The 14,629-nt window shown below is 57.2% G+C and carries 22 protein-coding genes; all 22 read right to left on the reverse strand.

The features are described from left to right. Positions 1–7 precede the first annotated feature (7 nt). On the reverse strand, positions 8–997 hold the full coding sequence (gene rpoA, locus ABI546_RS06450; RefSeq protein WP_122954336.1) for a DNA-directed RNA polymerase subunit alpha: 990 nt from the start codon (positions 995–997) through the stop codon (positions 8–10). A 95-nt stretch (positions 998–1,092) separates the two neighbouring features. Next, positions 1,093–1,716, reverse strand: a complete 624-nt coding sequence (rpsD, locus tag ABI546_RS06455) for a 30S ribosomal protein S4 (protein WP_348045240.1) — start codon at positions 1,714–1,716, stop codon at positions 1,093–1,095. A 127-nt stretch (positions 1,717–1,843) separates the two neighbouring features. Then, complete coding sequence (gene rpsK, locus ABI546_RS06460; protein ID WP_007869288.1) at positions 1,844–2,248, reverse strand: 30S ribosomal protein S11; 405 nt, start codon at positions 2,246–2,248, stop codon at positions 1,844–1,846. A gap of 13 nt (positions 2,249–2,261) precedes the next feature. Next, positions 2,262–2,627 (reverse strand): 30S ribosomal protein S13, encoded by a 366-nt coding sequence (gene rpsM / locus ABI546_RS06465; RefSeq protein WP_348045242.1) that lies wholly within the window; start codon positions 2,625–2,627, stop codon positions 2,262–2,264. A 24-nt stretch (positions 2,628–2,651) separates the two neighbouring features. Further along, the gene (gene rpmJ, locus ABI546_RS06470) at positions 2,652–2,765 is read right to left on the reverse strand and encodes a 50S ribosomal protein L36 (protein WP_028820150.1); all 114 of its coding nucleotides are present in this window, start codon (positions 2,763–2,765) and stop codon (positions 2,652–2,654) included. Positions 2,766–2,794: 29 nt separating this feature from the next. Continuing rightward, positions 2,795–3,013 carry a translation initiation factor IF-1 gene (gene infA, locus ABI546_RS06475; protein ID WP_007869286.1) on the reverse strand — a complete coding sequence of 73 codons (219 nt, stop codon included), beginning with the start codon at positions 3,011–3,013 and terminating at the stop codon, positions 2,795–2,797. Between the two features lie 18 nt (positions 3,014–3,031). Beyond that, on the reverse strand, positions 3,032–4,351 hold the full coding sequence (gene secY / locus ABI546_RS06480; RefSeq protein ID WP_348045246.1) for a preprotein translocase subunit SecY: 1,320 nt from the start codon (positions 4,349–4,351) through the stop codon (positions 3,032–3,034). A gap of 18 nt (positions 4,352–4,369) precedes the next feature. Continuing rightward, complete coding sequence (rplO, locus tag ABI546_RS06485; RefSeq protein ID WP_348045248.1) at positions 4,370–4,801, reverse strand: 50S ribosomal protein L15; 432 nt, start codon at positions 4,799–4,801, stop codon at positions 4,370–4,372. Between the two features lie 24 nt (positions 4,802–4,825). After that, positions 4,826–5,008, reverse strand: a complete 183-nt coding sequence (gene rpmD, locus ABI546_RS06490) for a 50S ribosomal protein L30 (RefSeq protein ID WP_348045250.1) — start codon at positions 5,006–5,008, stop codon at positions 4,826–4,828. A 12-nt stretch (positions 5,009–5,020) separates the two neighbouring features. Then, positions 5,021–5,539 carry a 30S ribosomal protein S5 gene (gene rpsE, locus ABI546_RS06495; protein ID WP_348045252.1) on the reverse strand — a complete coding sequence of 173 codons (519 nt, stop codon included), beginning with the start codon at positions 5,537–5,539 and terminating at the stop codon, positions 5,021–5,023. A 17-nt stretch (positions 5,540–5,556) separates the two neighbouring features. Continuing rightward, the gene (rplR, locus tag ABI546_RS06500; protein ID WP_007869273.1) at positions 5,557–5,922 is read right to left on the reverse strand and encodes a 50S ribosomal protein L18; all 366 of its coding nucleotides are present in this window, start codon (positions 5,920–5,922) and stop codon (positions 5,557–5,559) included. Between the two features lie 11 nt (positions 5,923–5,933). Further along, the gene (gene rplF, locus ABI546_RS06505; RefSeq protein ID WP_348045254.1) at positions 5,934–6,467 is read right to left on the reverse strand and encodes a 50S ribosomal protein L6; all 534 of its coding nucleotides are present in this window, start codon (positions 6,465–6,467) and stop codon (positions 5,934–5,936) included. Between the two features lie 24 nt (positions 6,468–6,491). Next, positions 6,492–6,887 carry a 30S ribosomal protein S8 gene (rpsH, locus tag ABI546_RS06510; protein ID WP_122954342.1) on the reverse strand — a complete coding sequence of 132 codons (396 nt, stop codon included), beginning with the start codon at positions 6,885–6,887 and terminating at the stop codon, positions 6,492–6,494. Between the two features lie 18 nt (positions 6,888–6,905). Continuing rightward, positions 6,906–7,211, reverse strand: coding sequence for a 30S ribosomal protein S14 (gene rpsN / locus ABI546_RS06515; RefSeq protein WP_188709725.1), 306 nt, complete (start codon positions 7,209–7,211; stop codon positions 6,906–6,908). A gap of 8 nt (positions 7,212–7,219) precedes the next feature. Then, positions 7,220–7,792 carry a 50S ribosomal protein L5 gene (rplE, locus tag ABI546_RS06520; RefSeq protein WP_092130238.1) on the reverse strand — a complete coding sequence of 191 codons (573 nt, stop codon included), beginning with the start codon at positions 7,790–7,792 and terminating at the stop codon, positions 7,220–7,222. Position 7,793: 1 nt separating this feature from the next. Further along, entirely contained in the window at positions 7,794–8,114 is a 321-nt protein-coding gene (rplX, locus tag ABI546_RS06525) for a 50S ribosomal protein L24 (protein ID WP_348045257.1), read from the reverse strand. A 9-nt stretch (positions 8,115–8,123) separates the two neighbouring features. Further along, positions 8,124–8,492, reverse strand: a complete 369-nt coding sequence (rplN, locus tag ABI546_RS06530) for a 50S ribosomal protein L14 (protein WP_007869247.1) — start codon at positions 8,490–8,492, stop codon at positions 8,124–8,126. Positions 8,493–8,848: 356 nt separating this feature from the next. Further along, on the reverse strand, positions 8,849–10,456 hold the full coding sequence (locus ABI546_RS06535; RefSeq protein ID WP_348045260.1) for a glycerol-3-phosphate dehydrogenase/oxidase: 1,608 nt from the start codon (positions 10,454–10,456) through the stop codon (positions 8,849–8,851). 105 nt (positions 10,457–10,561) lie between these two features. Beyond that, positions 10,562–12,292: an ABC transporter substrate-binding protein gene (locus ABI546_RS06540; protein WP_348045262.1), complete on the reverse strand. Its 1,731-nt coding sequence runs from the start codon at positions 12,290–12,292 to the stop codon at positions 10,562–10,564. A 105-nt stretch (positions 12,293–12,397) separates the two neighbouring features. Continuing rightward, entirely contained in the window at positions 12,398–12,706 is a 309-nt protein-coding gene (locus tag ABI546_RS06545; RefSeq protein ID WP_348045264.1) for a DUF2160 domain-containing protein, read from the reverse strand. A 132-nt stretch (positions 12,707–12,838) separates the two neighbouring features. Continuing rightward, complete coding sequence (locus ABI546_RS06550; protein WP_348045266.1) at positions 12,839–13,651, reverse strand: carbohydrate ABC transporter permease; 813 nt, start codon at positions 13,649–13,651, stop codon at positions 12,839–12,841. After that, positions 13,644–14,537: a sugar ABC transporter permease gene (locus tag ABI546_RS06555; protein ID WP_348045268.1), complete on the reverse strand. Its 894-nt coding sequence runs from the start codon at positions 14,535–14,537 to the stop codon at positions 13,644–13,646. Before ABI546_RS06555 ends, ABI546_RS06550 begins: the two co-directional genes overlap by 8 nt. Positions 14,538–14,629 lie beyond the last annotated feature (92 nt).

Consider the following 14,629-nt stretch of genomic DNA (forward strand, 5'->3'; position numbering starts at 1 on the left):
GTTCAAATTAACGCTTGTCGAGGCCGGCAGGCGGCCAGCTTTCAAGGCGCATACCAAGGGTCAGGCCGCGTGAAGCGAGCACTTCCTTGATTTCGTTGAGCGATTTACGACCCAGATTCGGTGTCTTCAGCAGCTCGTTTTCAGTGCGCTGGATCAGATCGCCGATGTAGTAAATGTTTTCTGCTTTGAGGCAGTTCGCCGAGCGAACCGTAAGTTCGAGTTCGTCCACGGGGCGCAGCAAAATCGGGTCGAACTGCTGCGAGCTGCGCTGAACGGGTGCGTCAAATGCAGCCAATTCGTTGCCTTCGAGCTGAGCGAACACTGCGAGCTGCTCGACCAGAATCTTGGCCGAAGCGCGAACAGCATCTTCCGCTGTCACGGCGCCGTTGGTTTCGATTTCCAGCACCAGCTTGTCGAGGTCGGTGCGCTGCTCAACGCGGGCGCTTTCGACGATATAGCTCACGCGCTTGACGGGCGAGAACGACGCGTCCAGCACGATACGACCGATAGACTTTGGCGATTCATCGCCGTAGCGGCGCTGATTGCCGGGCACATAGCCACGGCCGTTTTCCACCTTGATCTGCATGTCGATCTTGCCACCGTGCGACAAGTTCACGATCACGTGCTCAGGGTTGATGATTTCCACGTCGTGCGGCGTCTGGATGTCGGCGGCCGTCACAGGACCTTCGCCGTCCTTGCGCAGGCTCAACGTGACTTCATCACGGTTGTGCAGCTTGAAAACCACACCCTTGAGATTCAATAGGATGTTGACGACGTCTTCCTGAACACCGTCGATCGACGAGTATTCATGCAAAACACCGGCGATGGTGACTTCAGTGGCGGCGTGGCCAACCATGGAAGACAACAATACACGGCGCAAGGCATTGCCCAGCGTATGGCCGTAGCCACGCTCAAACGGCTCCAGAGTCACCTTGGCGCGGTTGGCGCCAAGCTGCTCAACATTAATGGTTTTTGGTTTCAACAAATTGGTCTGCATGCAGTCTTCCTCTCAATACCCTCGGTTCGTTACACCGATAAGGCCGGCGAAGCACACCCTGGCGATACGGTGCCCCGTATCGCAGGAACGAAAAATTAGCGTGAGTACAACTCGACGATCAACGATTCGTTGACGTCGGCAGCGAACTCGTCGCGGTCCGGAACCTTCTTGAAGGTGCCTTCGCCCTTGTCGGCGTTCACATCAACCCAGGCGGGCAGGCCGACCTGTTTTGCAAGCTCAAGAGCTTCGGTAATGCGGGTCTGCTTCTTCGACTTGTCGCGCACGGCAATGATGTCGCCAGCCTTGACCATGTACGAAGGAATGTTGACGGAACCGCCGTTGACCGTGATGGCCTTGTGCGACACCAGCTGGCGTGCTTCTGCGCGGGTCGAGCCGAAGCCCATGCGATACACCACGTTGTCCAGGCGGCATTCCAGGATGAACAACAGATTGGCGCCGGTGTTGCCCTTGCGACGATCAGCTTCTTCGAAATAACGGCGGAATTGCTTTTCCAGCACACCGTACATGCGTTTTACTTTTTGCTTCTCGCGCAATTGCAGGCCGAAGTCGGAGGTACGGGTACCAGAGGTACGGCCGTGCTGACCTGGCTTGGAGTCGAATTTGGCCTTGTCGCTGATGGCGCGACGTGCGCTCTTCAAGAAAAGGTCGGTGCCTTCACGGCGGGAGAGTTTGGCCTTGGGGCCCAGGTAACGTGCCACTTGAGTATCCTTTTGTCATCTGCTGCATTGCTGCAGGAGCCTTCGGCGATAAGCCTAACGGCGGTGGGCTTGGTTAAAAGCCTTGCTCCGGCGGCTGCAACGCAGCTGCCAGACACAAGGCGGGGAATCAGATACGGCGGCGCTTTTGCGGGCGGCAGCCGTTGTGCGGAACGGGAGTCACATCAGCAATCGAATTGATCCGGATGCCCAGTGCGCCCAATGCGCGCACCGACGACTCACGACCTGGGCCTGGACCCTTGATTTCGACGTCAAGGTTCTTGATGCCCTGCTCAATAGCAGCGCGTCCAGCCACTTCCGAAGCGACCTGCGCTGCAAAAGGAGTGGACTTGCGTGAGCCCTTGAAGCCTTGACCACCAGAAGATGCCCACGACAACGCATTGCCCTGGCGATCCGTGATGGTAATGATCGTGTTGTTGAAAGAAGCGTGGACGTGTGCAATGCCGTCGGCCACGTTCTTGCGTACTTTCTTGCGAACGCGCTGTGCGGCGTTATTGCTTGGTGATTTTGCCATGACGACCTCTCAATTATTTCTTCAAAGACGCAGCGGCCTTGCGTGGACCCTTGCGGGTACGGGCATTGGTCCGTGTACGCTGACCGCGCATCGGCAGGCCGCGACGGTGACGGAAACCACGGTAGCAACCGATGTCCATCAGGCGCTTGATGTTCATCGTGGTTTCACGACGCAAATCACCTTCGATGGTGAACAGACCGATCTGTTCACGGATTTTTTCCAGATCCCCGTCGGTCAGGTCTTTGACCTTCTTGGCGTAAGCAATGTCGCAAGCTTCGCAAATCTTGCGAGCGCGCGTGCGACCAATGCCAAAAATAGCAGTCAAGCCGATTTCGGCGTGCTGATGCGGCGGAATATTGATACCAGCGATACGAGCCATGTTCGTCCTCTAAAACTCTTGAAATCAGCCTTGACGCTGTTTGTGGCGTGGGTCTGTGCAAATCACACGGACAACGCCCTTGCGACGGATAACTTTGCAGTTGCGGCAAATTTTCTTGACCGAAGCTGAAACTCTCATTTCTATTCTCCTAAACTTTCACTCTGTGCCTACTTGGCACGGAAAACAATTCGTGCCCTTGATAAATCGTAAGGCGTTAATTCAACCGTCACCTTGTCGCCGGGAAGAATACGGATGTAGTGCATTCGCATTTTCCCCGAGATGTGCCCTAGTACTACGTGTCCATTTTCAAGTTTGACCCTGAAAGTTGCATTGGGAAGGTTTTCTACAACCTCCCCCTGCATCTGAATCACGTCGTCTTTAGACATATCCCATCAAATACCCAGTTAACCGCCCAGTGACGTCTTGAAGTTCGCCTTTTTTAGCAACGACTCATACTGTTGCGACATCATGTAGTTCTGCACCTGGGCCATGAAATCCATGGTCACCACGACAATAATCATCAGCGACGTTCCTCCAAAATAGAAGGGCACGTTGTATTTCAAAATCAAAAACTCCGGCAGCAAGCACACGAATGTGATGTAAACCGCACCTGCCAGCGTCAAGCGCACCAGGATCTTGTCAATGTAGCGGGCCGTCTGATCTCCAGGCCGAATGCCGGGAATGAACGCACCGCTCTTTTTCAGGTTATCTGCTGTTTCACGGCTGTTAAACACCAGAGCCGTGTAGAAAAAGCAGAAAAACACAATCGCGCTGGCATACAGCATCACGTAGATGGGCTGGCCTGGTGTCAGTGTGCTGGCGATATCTTTCAACCAACGCATGCTTTCACCAGTACTAAACCAGCCGACAACCGTAGCAGGCAACAAAATAATCGAAGAAGCGAATATCGGAGGGATCACACCTGCCATGTTCAGCTTCAACGGCAGATGGGAAGACTGTCCACCATAAACCTTGTTGCCAACCTGCCGCCTGGCATAGTTCACAAGAATCTTGCGCTGACCCCGCTCCACAAACACCACGAAATAGGTCACCAACACCACAACTGCGACGATCACAATGGCCACAAGAATGCTCATGGCACCCGTTCGCACCAGCTCGAGCAAGCCGCCCATGGCATTTGGCAAGCCAGCCGCAATACCTGCAAAAATCAGGATCGATATGCCGTTACCCAAGCCACGCTCAGTGATCTGCTCGCCCAGCCACATCAGAAACATCGTGCCGGCCGTCAGACTGAACACGGCTGTCATGCGAAAACCGAAGCCCGGAGCCAGCACCAGACCCGGCGAACTCTCGAGCGCCACGGCAATGCCCATGGACTGGAACAATGCGAGGGCTAGAGTACCGTACCGTGTGTACTGCGTAATTTTGCGCCGACCGCTTTCGCCTTCTTTTTTCATCTGCTCGAATGTCGGAACGACATACGTCAGCAATTGCATGATGATCGAGGCCGAGATATACGGCATGATGCCCAGGGCAAATACCGTAAAACGCGACAGGGCACCACCAGAGAACATATTGAACAAATTCAATATGCCGCCTTGTTGGCCCTTGAACAGCTCCTTGAGCTGGCCAGGATCAATCCCTGGCACCGGGATGTGCGCGCCGATGCGGTACACCACGAGAGCCAGCAGCAAAAACACAAGCCGATTGCGCAAATCACCGTACTTACCGGTTTTCGCGATTTGAGCTGAGTTGGTTGCCACTGAGTTTCCAGTCAGATATTAAGCAATGGAGCCGCCAGCGGCTTCAATGACAGCCTTGGCAGCCGCCGTGGCGGAAATACCATTCAGCTTCACAGCCTTGGTCAGTTCACCGGTCTTGATGATCTTGACGTTCTTGGCAAGCTGGCCCACCAGGCCAGCGGTCTTCAGCGCCAACAGATCCACCTCGGCCAGACCGAGCTGCTCCAGGGCGCTCAAGGTAACTTCAGCGTTGAACTTGAGCAGATGCGATTTGAAACCACGCTTTGGCAAGCGACGCTGCATAGGCATTTGACCGCCCTCGAAGCCCACCTTGTGGTAGCCGCCTGCACGTGATTTTTGACCCTTGTGGCCGCGTCCAGATGTTTTACCCAGACCGGAGCCAATTCCGCGACCGACACGTCGCTTGTAATGCTTGGCGCCTTCGCCTGGCTTGATGGTGTTCAATTCCATTTTGAATTCCTAGCGAGCCTGCGCTCAGACAATCTTGACCAGATAGCTGATCTTGTTGATCATGCCGCGCACTGCGGGCGTGTCCTGCAATTCGCTGACGCTGTTGACGCCACGCAGGCCCAGACCGCGCACGGTGGCGCGGTGTGATTCCTGGGTGCCAATCGGGCTGCGAACCAGCTGGACTTTTACTTTGGTTTCTTTGGTCATTTCAATGCCGCCTTAGCCGAAGATTTCTTCGACTGATTTGCCACGTTTGGCCGCAATTTCAGAAGCGGTCGTGGAATTGTTCAGTGCATCCATGGTGGCACGCACCATATTGTAGGGATTGCTCGAACCATGGCTCTTGGCCACGATGTCGGTGATGCCCATGACTTCGAACACAGCGCGCATCGGACCGCCGGCGATGATGCCGGTACCCTTGGGAGCCGGCGCCATCATGACGCTGGCAGCACCCCAGTGGCCGAATACGTTGTGGTGAATCGTGCCGTTCTTCAACGAGACCTTGGTCATGTTGCGGCGCGCTTCTTCCATGGCCTTCTGCACAGCGGCAGGCACTTCTTTCGACTTGCCCTTGCCCATGCCGACACGGCCGTCACCGTCACCAACCACTGTGAGTGCGGCGAAACCGAGAATACGGCCGCCCTTCACAACTTTGGTCACGCGGTTGACCGCGATCATTTTTTCCTTCAGACCATCGTCTGGAGCGTCGTTTTGCTGTTTTGCTTGAAACTTAGCCATACTTAATTCCAGTCTGCTTAGAACTGCAAACCAGCTTCGCGAGCCGCATCAGCCAGCGCTTTAACGCGGCCGTGGTACGCAAAACCGGCGCGATCAAACGCCACTTTTTCTACACCTGCTGCTTTTGCCTTTTCGGCAATGCGCTTGCCAATGGCTTGCGCAGCAGCAACGTTTCCACCCTTACCCGAAGCGCCGATTTCCTTGCGAACTTCCACTTCCGCGGTGGAAGCAGCGGCCAGGACCTTGGTGCCGTCGCCAGAAATAACACTGGCGTAGATGTGCAGATTGGTGCGATTCACGGTCAAACGTGCAACACCTTGCGTAGCAATGCGGATGCGGGTCTGGCGTGAACGACGAAGGCGCTGCTCTTTTTTGGTCAACATGATGCAGCTCCTTATTTCTTCTTGGTTTCTTTGATCGTGATCTTCTCATCCACATAGCGGATGCCCTTGCCCTTGTAAGGCTCGGGAGGACGAACAGCACGAACTTCGGCGGCGATCTGACCAACACGCTGGCGGTCCGAACCCTTGATCACCACTTCCGTGGGGGTCGGGGTCGCGACGGTGATGCCTGCGGGCATGTCCATGATCACGGGATGCGAATAACCTACGGTCAGATTCAGCTTGGCGCCCTGGGCCTGGGCCTTGTAGCCCACACCGATCAGACTGAGCTTCTTCTCAAAACCCTTGGTCACGCCCGTTACCATGTTGTTCACGAGCTGACGCATCGTGCCGCTCATGGCATTGGCTTCACGGGATTCATTGGCGGGTACAAAAGTCAGCTTGCCGGCATCATTTTTGATGGTGACAAGCGCGTTTTGCGTCAGCGCCAAAGTGCCGAGGGCACCCTTGACGTTGATCTGCCCTTCTTTCATTGCCACATCCACACCCTGAGGTATGGCGACCGGCATTTTTCCTACACGAGACATTTCAGTTTCTCCTCAATGCCGCCGTTAGGCCACGTAGCAAAGCACTTCACCACCGATACCGGTAGCGCGGGCTTTACGATCAGTCATAACACCCTGGGGTGTCGTGACAATTGCCACACCAAGGCCGTTCATGACCTGGGGAATGGCGCCATGACCTTTGTACACACGAAGACCGGGGCGGCTGACGCGCTCAATGCGCTCAATCACGGGGCGGCCTGCGTAATACTTCAGGGCGATTTCCAGCTGGGACTTGCCTTCGTCGGTCTTGACGGAGAAGCCATCGATGTAGCCCTCATCCTTCAACACTTGCGCGATAGCAACTTTGACTTTTGACGACGGCACCAGCACAACAGCTTTTTCAACCATTTGTGCATTGCGGATGCGGGTCAACATGTCGGCGATAGGATCACTCATACTCATTTGGGGTTCTCCTATTGCTTACCAGCTTGCCTTGGTGATACCAGGGATATCACCAGCAAAAGCCAACTCGCGGATCTTGGCGCGAGCCAGACCGAATTGACGGAACGTGCCACGCGGGCGACCCGTGATCGCGCAGCGGTTGCGCTGGCGGGTGGGGTTGGCGTTACGAGGCAACTTTTGCAGCTCGAGACGGGCCAGCTGGCGCTCTTCATCGGAGCGTTTGGCGTCGTTGGACGTCGCCTTGAGCTCAGCGTATTTTTTGGCGAACTTGGCAGCGAGTTTTTCGCGCTTCAGTTCACGTTGCAGTAAAGCTTGTTTTGCCATGTCCCGCCTCAGTTCTTGAACGGAAAACGGAAAGCGGTGAGAAGTGCCTTGCACTCTTCATCGGTCTTCGCCGTTGTGGTGATGCTGATATTCAGGCCGCGCAAGGCGTCAACCTTGTCGTACTCGATCTCAGGGAAAATGATCTGCTCTTTCACGCCGATGTTGTAGTTTCCGCGGCCATCGAAGGCCCGACCGGAAATACCGCGGAAGTCACGCACGCGGGGCAGGGCCACGGTGACGAAACGATCGAGGAACTCATACATCTTCACGCCGCGCAGGGTCACCATGCAGCCGATGGGCAGGTCTTCGCGGATCTTGAAACCGGCGATAGCCTTCTTGGCCTTGGTCACGACGGGCTTCTGGCCGGCAATCTTGGTCATGTCGCCGACGGCGTTGTCCATGACCTTCTTGTCGGCAACAGCCTCGCTCACACCCATATTGAGCGTGATCTTGGTGATGCGAGGAACCTGCATAGGCGAGGTGTAGCCGAATTTTTCAATCAGGCCAGGGGCGATTTTTTCGCGGTACTGGGCTTGCAGGCGAGCCTGCGAAGCAGCTTGTACAGGTGCGGTCTTTGCCATGTTATGCAACCTTGATTTCTTCGCCGCTGGACTTGAAGACGCGCACTTTTTTGCCGTCTGCCAGGAGCTTGATGCCAACGCGATCCGCCTTGCCGGTGGCGGCATTAAAAATTGCCACGTTCGACTGGTGAATCGGCATGCTTTTTTCGACGATACCGCCGGTGGTACCCTTGAGGGGATTGGGCTTGGTGTGTTTTTTCACCAGGTTAATCCCGTCCACCAGCACGTAGCTGTCGTCCTTGCGCAGCGAAATCTTGCCGCGCTTGCCTTTGTCGCGACCAGCGATCACGATGATCTCGTCGCCTTTACGGATTTTGTTCATGGCGAGTCCTTACAGAACTTCAGGAGCCAGGGACACGATCTTCATGAACTTTTCAGTGCGCAGTTCGCGCGTCACTGGTCCGAAGATGCGGGTGCCGATTGGCTCCAGCTTGGCGTTAAGCAACACTGCTGCGTTGCCATCGAATTTAACGAGCGAGCCGTCGCCGCGGCGGATGCCCTTGGCGGTACGAACGACCACAGCGCTATAAACCTCGCCTTTTTTGACGCGGCCACGCGGAGCGGCTTCTTTGATGCTCACCTTGATGACGTCACCAACGCTGGCGTACCGGCGCTTGGAGCCGCCCAGAACCTTGATGCACATCACGGACTTGGCACCCGTGTTGTCAGCAACATCGAGCTTGGATTGCGTTTGAATCATTTAAATGTGTTCCCAACTTGCACCGGAAGGCAACCTTTTACAGCCACCAGCCAATCAGTCTTGGGCCCGTCGTCCACACCGCAAACCACTTGCAATGCTTCCGTTAGGCAGAATTCCTCGCCTTTTTAGAGCGAAGCCCACGATTATCACCAAATCATTTCAGGCTGTCAACCGGCCGTTGCAAAATAACCAGCAACACTGCCGCGCGGCCTTCTTAAGTTCTCACATCTTTTGGTCACATTGGTCGACACGGCCATCTCATTCCGGCCGCTTTTTCACCATCAAATCCGGCCTTAAGGCAATATGGACGGGCGCAAGCAGCTATTATTTTTATAGCGAATTGATCGCTGTATAGCTCAAACTGGCAAGGCCAGGTATTGAGCGCAAAGCGCCACAAAGGCTTCCAGTTTCGGGTCGATCCCGTTCTCCTCCTGGAGCAAGGCGGCCACTTCGGGAGCCAGTGTTCTGGCCAGCGCGGCGTCAAGAAACAGCAAGCGGGAACGGCGGGCCAGCACATCTTCCACGGTGCGGGCGTATTCATGACGGGCAGCAAATCGCACCATGGCCTCCGTCAGACCCCCGCCGAGTTCACGCCCGGCACCCGGCAGGCCTTCGACCGCAGCGGCCTCGCTTCCGTACAGATGAATGCCTGGTGTTTCGCTGATTTTATGATGCGAAGAGTTAGCGCCCACTAGCTTTAAATGGGTGGTAGCGCCCGATGGTCGACTTGAGAGCAAGGCGGCATCCGCACACTTCGCCAGGACATCTTCAGCCATCGCCCGATAGGTGGTCCACTTGCCGCCGGTCACCGTCACGAGGCCACTTTTACTGACCAGCACCGTATGCTCCCGTGACAACGCCTGGGTACTACCGGCGTCGTCATCCGGCGGCTTGACCAAGGGCCGAAGCCCCACCCAGATACTCTTGATGTCGGCCGGGCCGGGGGCACGGCTGAGGTAACGGGCTGATTCCCGCAGGATGAAATCGACCTCATCCTTGAAGGGCAAGGGCTCGCGCGCCAGGTCGTGGCGCGGGGTATCGGTGGTTCCCAGGATGGTTTTTCCCAGCCAGGGTACTGCGAACAACACGCGGCCGTCGGCGGTCTTTGGCACCAACAAGGCATGATCCGTGGGCAAAAAGGAACGATCCACCACGATATGCACGCCCTGGCTGGGCGCCACCATGGGCTTGGGGTTCCGGCCGGTGGCCTGGCCGTCCTGCAGGCGGAACTGGTCCACCCAGACACCCGCCGCATTTACCACGCAGCCCGCCCTGATTTCGAACGTGCGGCCGGTTTCCTGGTCGCGCGCGTGCAAGCCGACCAGTTTGCCATCCTCGTGGATGAGGCCAGAAGCCTCACAGTAATTGACCAGCAGCGCGCCCTGGCGGGCTGCCGTGCGGGCCAGGGCCAGCGCGAGGCGGGCGTCGTCAAACTGGCCGTCCCAGTACTTGACCCCCCCCTTGAGGTGCTGCGGCTGCACCGTGGGCAGGCAGGCCAGGGTTTCCTGCCTGCTCAGAAATTCTGTGGCGCCCAGACCGGCCTTGCCGGCCAGCGCGTCATACATCTTGAGTCCCACGCCATAAAAAGGCGCCTCCCAAAACTTGTAGGAAGGCATGACGAACGGTAACGGTTGCGCCAGGTGCGGCGCATTGGCCAGCAGCGTCGTGCGCTCATGCAAGGCCTCACGCACCAGCGAAATATTGCCTTGCGCCAGATAACGCACGCCGCCATGCACCAGCTTGGTGGCGCGGGACGATGTGCCCTTGGCAAAGTCGTGCGACTCGACCAGCACGACGGAAAATCCGCGCGCCGCCGCATCCAGCGCGACGCCCAGGCCGGTCGCGCCGCCGCCAATGATGGCGATATCGTATTGATGAGGCTCAGCGAGCCGGTCTATCAAATCCTGGCGCCGCGTGTGCGCGGGCGCTAATTCAGCGTCATGGGCCTTGTTTCCCGTTTCCATACAAACCCATTGGTAAAAAGTGCGCCGAGCTTACACCGGCGCTTGTTGCAATAGCCTGAATCAAAAAAAGCTGTGCAGTGCTTGCGCACCGCACAGCCACGCCGATCAGCGTACTTTTCCGTCTTTCCAGGCCTGCAGCAACTTGTCGTAGTTGATGGTTTCGCCCTTCGGCTTCTCGTTGGCCAGCTTGGCCCACGGTGCGCCCTTGTCGCTCAGCCATTTTGCCGGGTCACCCTTGGGATTGAGCTTGGGCGCGCAGTGGGCCATGCCGGCGCGCTCAAGGCGCCCCATCACCTGGTCCATCTCGTCAGCCAGCGTGTCCATCGCGCCTTGCGGGGTTTTCTCGCCCGTCACCGCCTGCGCCACGTTTTTCCACCACAGCTGCGCCAGCTTGGGGTAGTCGGGCACGTTGTTGCCGGTCGGCGTCCATGCCACGCGGGCCGGGCTGCGGTAGAACTCGATCAGGCCGCCGTATTTGGCAGCGTTCTTGGTGAAGTAATCGTGATGGATGTCGCTATCGCGGATGAAGGTCAGGCCCACTGCCGACTTCTTGGCCGAAACGGTCTTGGAAGTGATGAACTGCGCATACAGCCAGGCGGCAGCCACCTTGTTGGCGTCGTGGTCCTTGAAGAAGGTCCAGGAGCCCACGTCCTGATAGCCGTTTTGCATGCCCTGTTTCCAATAGGGGCCGTTCGGGCCAGGGGCCATGCGCCATTTGGGCGTGCCGTCATCATTCACCACCGGCAAACCTTTTTTGGTCATGTCGGCTGTAAACGCGGTGTACCAGAAGATTTGCTGAGCGATCTGGCCCTGGGCAGGTACCGGGCCGGCTTCGCCGAAGGTCATTCCGTTGGCTTCCTTGGGCGCGTATTTCTTCATCCAGTCCACGTACTTAGTCAGAGCATAGACCGCAGCCGGCGAATTGGTAGCGCCGCCGCGAGACACCGAGGCGCCCACCGGCGTGCATTTGTCGGCTGCCACGCGAATGCCCCATTCGTCCACTGGCATGCCGTTGGGAATGCCCTTGTCGGCGGTGCCGGCCATCGACAGCCAGGCATCGGTAAACCGCCAGCCGAGCGATGGGTCCTTCTTGCCGTAGTCCATGTGGCCGTAGATGGGCTTGCCGTCGATGTTCTTCACGTCGTTGGTGAAGAACTCGGCGATGTCCTCATAGGCGCTCCAGTTCAGCGGCACACCCAGGTCGTAGCCGTACTTGGCCTTGAACTTGTCCTGCAAGTCCTTGCGCGCGAACAGGTCGGCGCGGAACCAGTACAGGTTGGCGAACTGCTGGTCGGGCAGCTGGTAGAGCTTGCCGTCGGGCGCCGTGGTGAAGCTGGTGCCGATGAAGTCCTTGAGGTCCAGGCCCGGGTTGGTGTATTCCTTGCCCGCGCCGGCCATGTAGTCCGACAACGCCAGGATCTTGCCGTAGCGGTAGTGGGTGCCGATCAGGTCGGAATCGGAAATCCAGCCGTCGTAAATCGACTTGCCCGACTGCATGGAGGTTTGCAGCTTCTCCACTACGTCGCCTTCCTGGATGATGTCGTGCTTGACCTTGATGCCGGTGATCTCTTCAAAGGCTTTGGCCAAGGTTTTCGATTCGTATTCGTGGGTCGTGATGGTCTCGGACACGACCGAGATTTCCTTGACGCCTTTGGCCTGCAATTTCTTGGCCGTATCGATGAACCACTTCATCTCCGCCTGCTGCTTGTCCTTGGACAGCGTAGAGGGCTGGAATTCGCTGTCAATCCACTTCTTCGCCTCGGCTTCGCCGGCCCAGCCGGGGCTGGCCATGGCACACACTGCGGCCACTGCCAGGGCCGTATAACGCATCTTCATGATTTGTCTCCTCATTGGTTCACTCCCCGTGGTTGAAGGCTTGTTCGGCTCCGGGGAATATGAGCCGGGTTCCTTTTTCTAATAGTGACGTTGGGTTGACGACAGCTAGCCCTTGCGCATGACGATGGCGAGCAAGAACATGGACAACACAAAACTGATCCAGATCGACGGGTCTGCGTCCAGCCCCATCCAGCCGGCCAGCTTGCCGCTGATGCCGACAAAAATAAGGTTCAGGTAGGCCGCACTGAGCAAGCCAATGAAAAGGCGATCCCCGCGTGTTGTTTCCAGCGGCAGGAAGCCGCGCCGCAACGTCGTCGGGGACTTCAGCTCCCACACCGTCATGCCCACCAGCATCAGCACGATGCAGCTGAAGAAAATCGCCACCGGCGTCGTCCAGGCCATCCACTCAAACATCTGTCTTCTCCCTATTAAGCGACCTCAGCGCCGCACGCGAACCCAGGCAAGCGGCCATCGCGGAACCGGCTCCGCCGGACCGCAGGTGATGCCTCCTCAAGGGGGAAGCGCCAAAGGCGCTGCGGGGGTGTTTCATACTCTCCCCATCGCGAAACCTTTGGCAATGTAGTTGCGCACAAACCAGATCACGATGGCGCCCGGCACGATGGTCAGCACACCGGCCGCCGCCAGCGTGGCCCAGTCCATGCCGGAGGCCGACACCGTGCGCGTCATGGTCGCGACGATGGGCTTGGCATTCACGCTGGTCAGCGTGCGCGCCAGCAGCAGTTCGACCCAGCTGAACATGAAGCAGAAAAACGCCGCCACGCCGACGCCGGCCTTGATCAGCGGCAGGAAGATGCGCACAAAAAATCGGGGGAACGAATAGCCGTCTATATACGCAGTCTCATCGATTTCGCGCGGAATGCCGCTCATGAAACCTTCCAGAATCCACACTGCCAGCGGCACGTTGAACAGCAAATGGGCCAGCGCCACAGCGATGTGGGTATCCATCAAGCCCACCGTGGTGTAAAGCTGGAAGAAAGGCAGCAAAAACACCGCCGGCGGCGTCATGCGATTGGTCAGCAGCCAGAAGAACACGTGCTTGTCGCCCAGGAAGCTGTAGCGCGAAAACGCATACGCAGCCGGCAAAGCCACAGTCACCGAAATAACCGTGTTGATGGCCACATAGATCAGGCTGTTGATGTAGCCCGAATACCAGGACGGGTCGGTAAAGATCGTCTTGTAATTGTCCCAGGTGAAGTGCTGGGGAAAGAACGAGAAACTCGACAAAATCTCGGCATTCGTCTTGAAGCTCATGTTGATCATCCAGTAGATGGGCAACAGCGCAAACAAGATGTAGGCGATCAGGAACAGCGTGCGCGCCTGGAACTTGGGCTTATTCACTACCACCCTCCTTTTCCTGCGTGCCAACGCGCTGCATCCAGTTGTAGAGGATGAAGCACAGCAGCAGGATGATCAAAAAGTAAATCAGCGAGAAAGCCGCCGCAGGGCCCAGGTCGAACTGGCCAACGGCTTTTTGTGTAAGGTATTGCGAAAGAAAGGTCGTCGCATTACCCGGCCCGCCGCCTGTCAGCACAAAAGGCTCGGTGTAAATCATGAAGCTGTCCATGAAACGCAGCAGCACGGCAATCATCAGTACCCCTCGCATCTTGGGAAGCTGGATATAGCGAAACACCGCGAACTTGCTGGCCCCGTCGATGCGCGCAGCCTGGTAGTAAGCGTCCGGAATGGAGCGCAAGCCCGCATAGCCCAGCAGCGCCACCAGCGGCGTCCAATGCCACACGTCCATCAGCAACACCGTCACCCAGGCATGCAGGGCATTGCCGGTGTAGCTGTAGTCAAAGCCCATTTTTTGCAGCATGGCGCCCAAGAGGCCGATGTCAGCCCGACCGTAGATTTGCCAGATGGTGCCGACCACGTTCCATGGAATCAGCAATGAGAGCGCCACCAGCACCAGGACCAGTGAAGCTTTCCAGCCCTGCGCGGGCATAGACAGTGCCAACGCGATGCCCAAGGGGATTTCGACCGCCAATACAGCCAAAGAGAAAGTGAGCTGCCGCCACAACGCCGCATGAAGTTCTTCGTCTCGCATGACCGACGCAAACCACTCTGTACCGACAAATACGCGCCGTTCAGGCGAGATGATGTCCTGCACTGAGTAGTTGACCACCGTCATCAGCGGCAGGATGGCGGAAAACGCCACGCAGATGATGACCGGCAGCACCAGCAGCCAGGCTTTTTGATTCACTGGCTTCGTTGTCGTGCTCATGGCTTGCCCCCTGCGCTTGTCACTGCGTGTACTACGCTACCCCCCAAAGGGGCTCGAGCTTGTTTGAGGCGGTTCTGCACTGCGTATGAATT

The sequence above is a fragment of the Polaromonas sp. genome (genome assembly GCF_039932935.1).
Classification (GTDB): Bacteria; Pseudomonadota; Gammaproteobacteria; order Burkholderiales; family Burkholderiaceae_C; genus Polaromonas.

Excerpts from the sequence above, each read along its gene's own strand:
- rpoA (WP_122954336.1), bottom strand. The coding sequence starts at position 997 with ATGCAGACCAATTTGTTGAAACCAAAAACCATTAATGTTGAGCAGCTT.
- rpsK (WP_007869288.1), bottom strand. The coding sequence starts at position 2,248 with ATGGCAAAATCACCAAGCAATAACGCCGCACAGCGCGTTCGCAAGAAA.
- rpsM (WP_348045242.1), bottom strand. The coding sequence starts at position 2,627 with ATGGCTCGTATCGCTGGTATCAATATTCCGCCGCATCAGCACGCCGAA.
- rpmJ (WP_028820150.1), bottom strand. The coding sequence starts at position 2,765 with ATGAGAGTTTCAGCTTCGGTCAAGAAAATTTGCCGCAACTGCAAAGTT.
- infA (WP_007869286.1), bottom strand. The coding sequence starts at position 3,013 with ATGTCTAAAGACGACGTGATTCAGATGCAGGGGGAGGTTGTAGAAAAC.
- rplO (WP_348045248.1), bottom strand. The coding sequence starts at position 4,801 with ATGGAATTGAACACCATCAAGCCAGGCGAAGGCGCCAAGCATTACAAG.
- rpmD (WP_348045250.1), bottom strand. The coding sequence starts at position 5,008 with ATGACCAAAGAAACCAAAGTAAAAGTCCAGCTGGTTCGCAGCCCGATT.
- rpsE (WP_348045252.1), bottom strand. The coding sequence starts at position 5,539 with ATGGCTAAGTTTCAAGCAAAACAGCAAAACGACGCTCCAGACGATGGT.
- rplR (WP_007869273.1), bottom strand. The coding sequence starts at position 5,922 with ATGTTGACCAAAAAAGAGCAGCGCCTTCGTCGTTCACGCCAGACCCGC.
- rplF (WP_348045254.1), bottom strand. The coding sequence starts at position 6,467 with ATGTCTCGTGTAGGAAAAATGCCGGTCGCCATACCTCAGGGTGTGGAT.
- rpsH (WP_122954342.1), bottom strand. The coding sequence starts at position 6,887 with ATGAGTATGAGTGATCCTATCGCCGACATGTTGACCCGCATCCGCAAT.
- rpsN (WP_188709725.1), bottom strand. The coding sequence starts at position 7,211 with ATGGCAAAACAAGCTTTACTGCAACGTGAACTGAAGCGCGAAAAACTC.
- rplE (WP_092130238.1), bottom strand. The coding sequence starts at position 7,792 with ATGGCAAAGACCGCACCTGTACAAGCTGCTTCGCAGGCTCGCCTGCAA.
- rplX (WP_348045257.1), bottom strand. The coding sequence starts at position 8,114 with ATGAACAAAATCCGTAAAGGCGACGAGATCATCGTGATCGCTGGTCGC.
- rplN (WP_007869247.1), bottom strand. The coding sequence starts at position 8,492 with ATGATTCAAACGCAATCCAAGCTCGATGTTGCTGACAACACGGGTGCC.
- ABI546_RS06535 (WP_348045260.1), bottom strand. The coding sequence starts at position 10,456 with ATGGAAACGGGAAACAAGGCCCATGACGCTGAATTAGCGCCCGCGCAC.
- ABI546_RS06540 (WP_348045262.1), bottom strand. The coding sequence starts at position 12,292 with ATGAAGATGCGTTATACGGCCCTGGCAGTGGCCGCAGTGTGTGCCATG.
- ABI546_RS06545 (WP_348045264.1), bottom strand. The coding sequence starts at position 12,706 with ATGTTTGAGTGGATGGCCTGGACGACGCCGGTGGCGATTTTCTTCAGC.
- ABI546_RS06555 (WP_348045268.1), bottom strand. The coding sequence starts at position 14,537 with ATGAGCACGACAACGAAGCCAGTGAATCAAAAAGCCTGGCTGCTGGTG.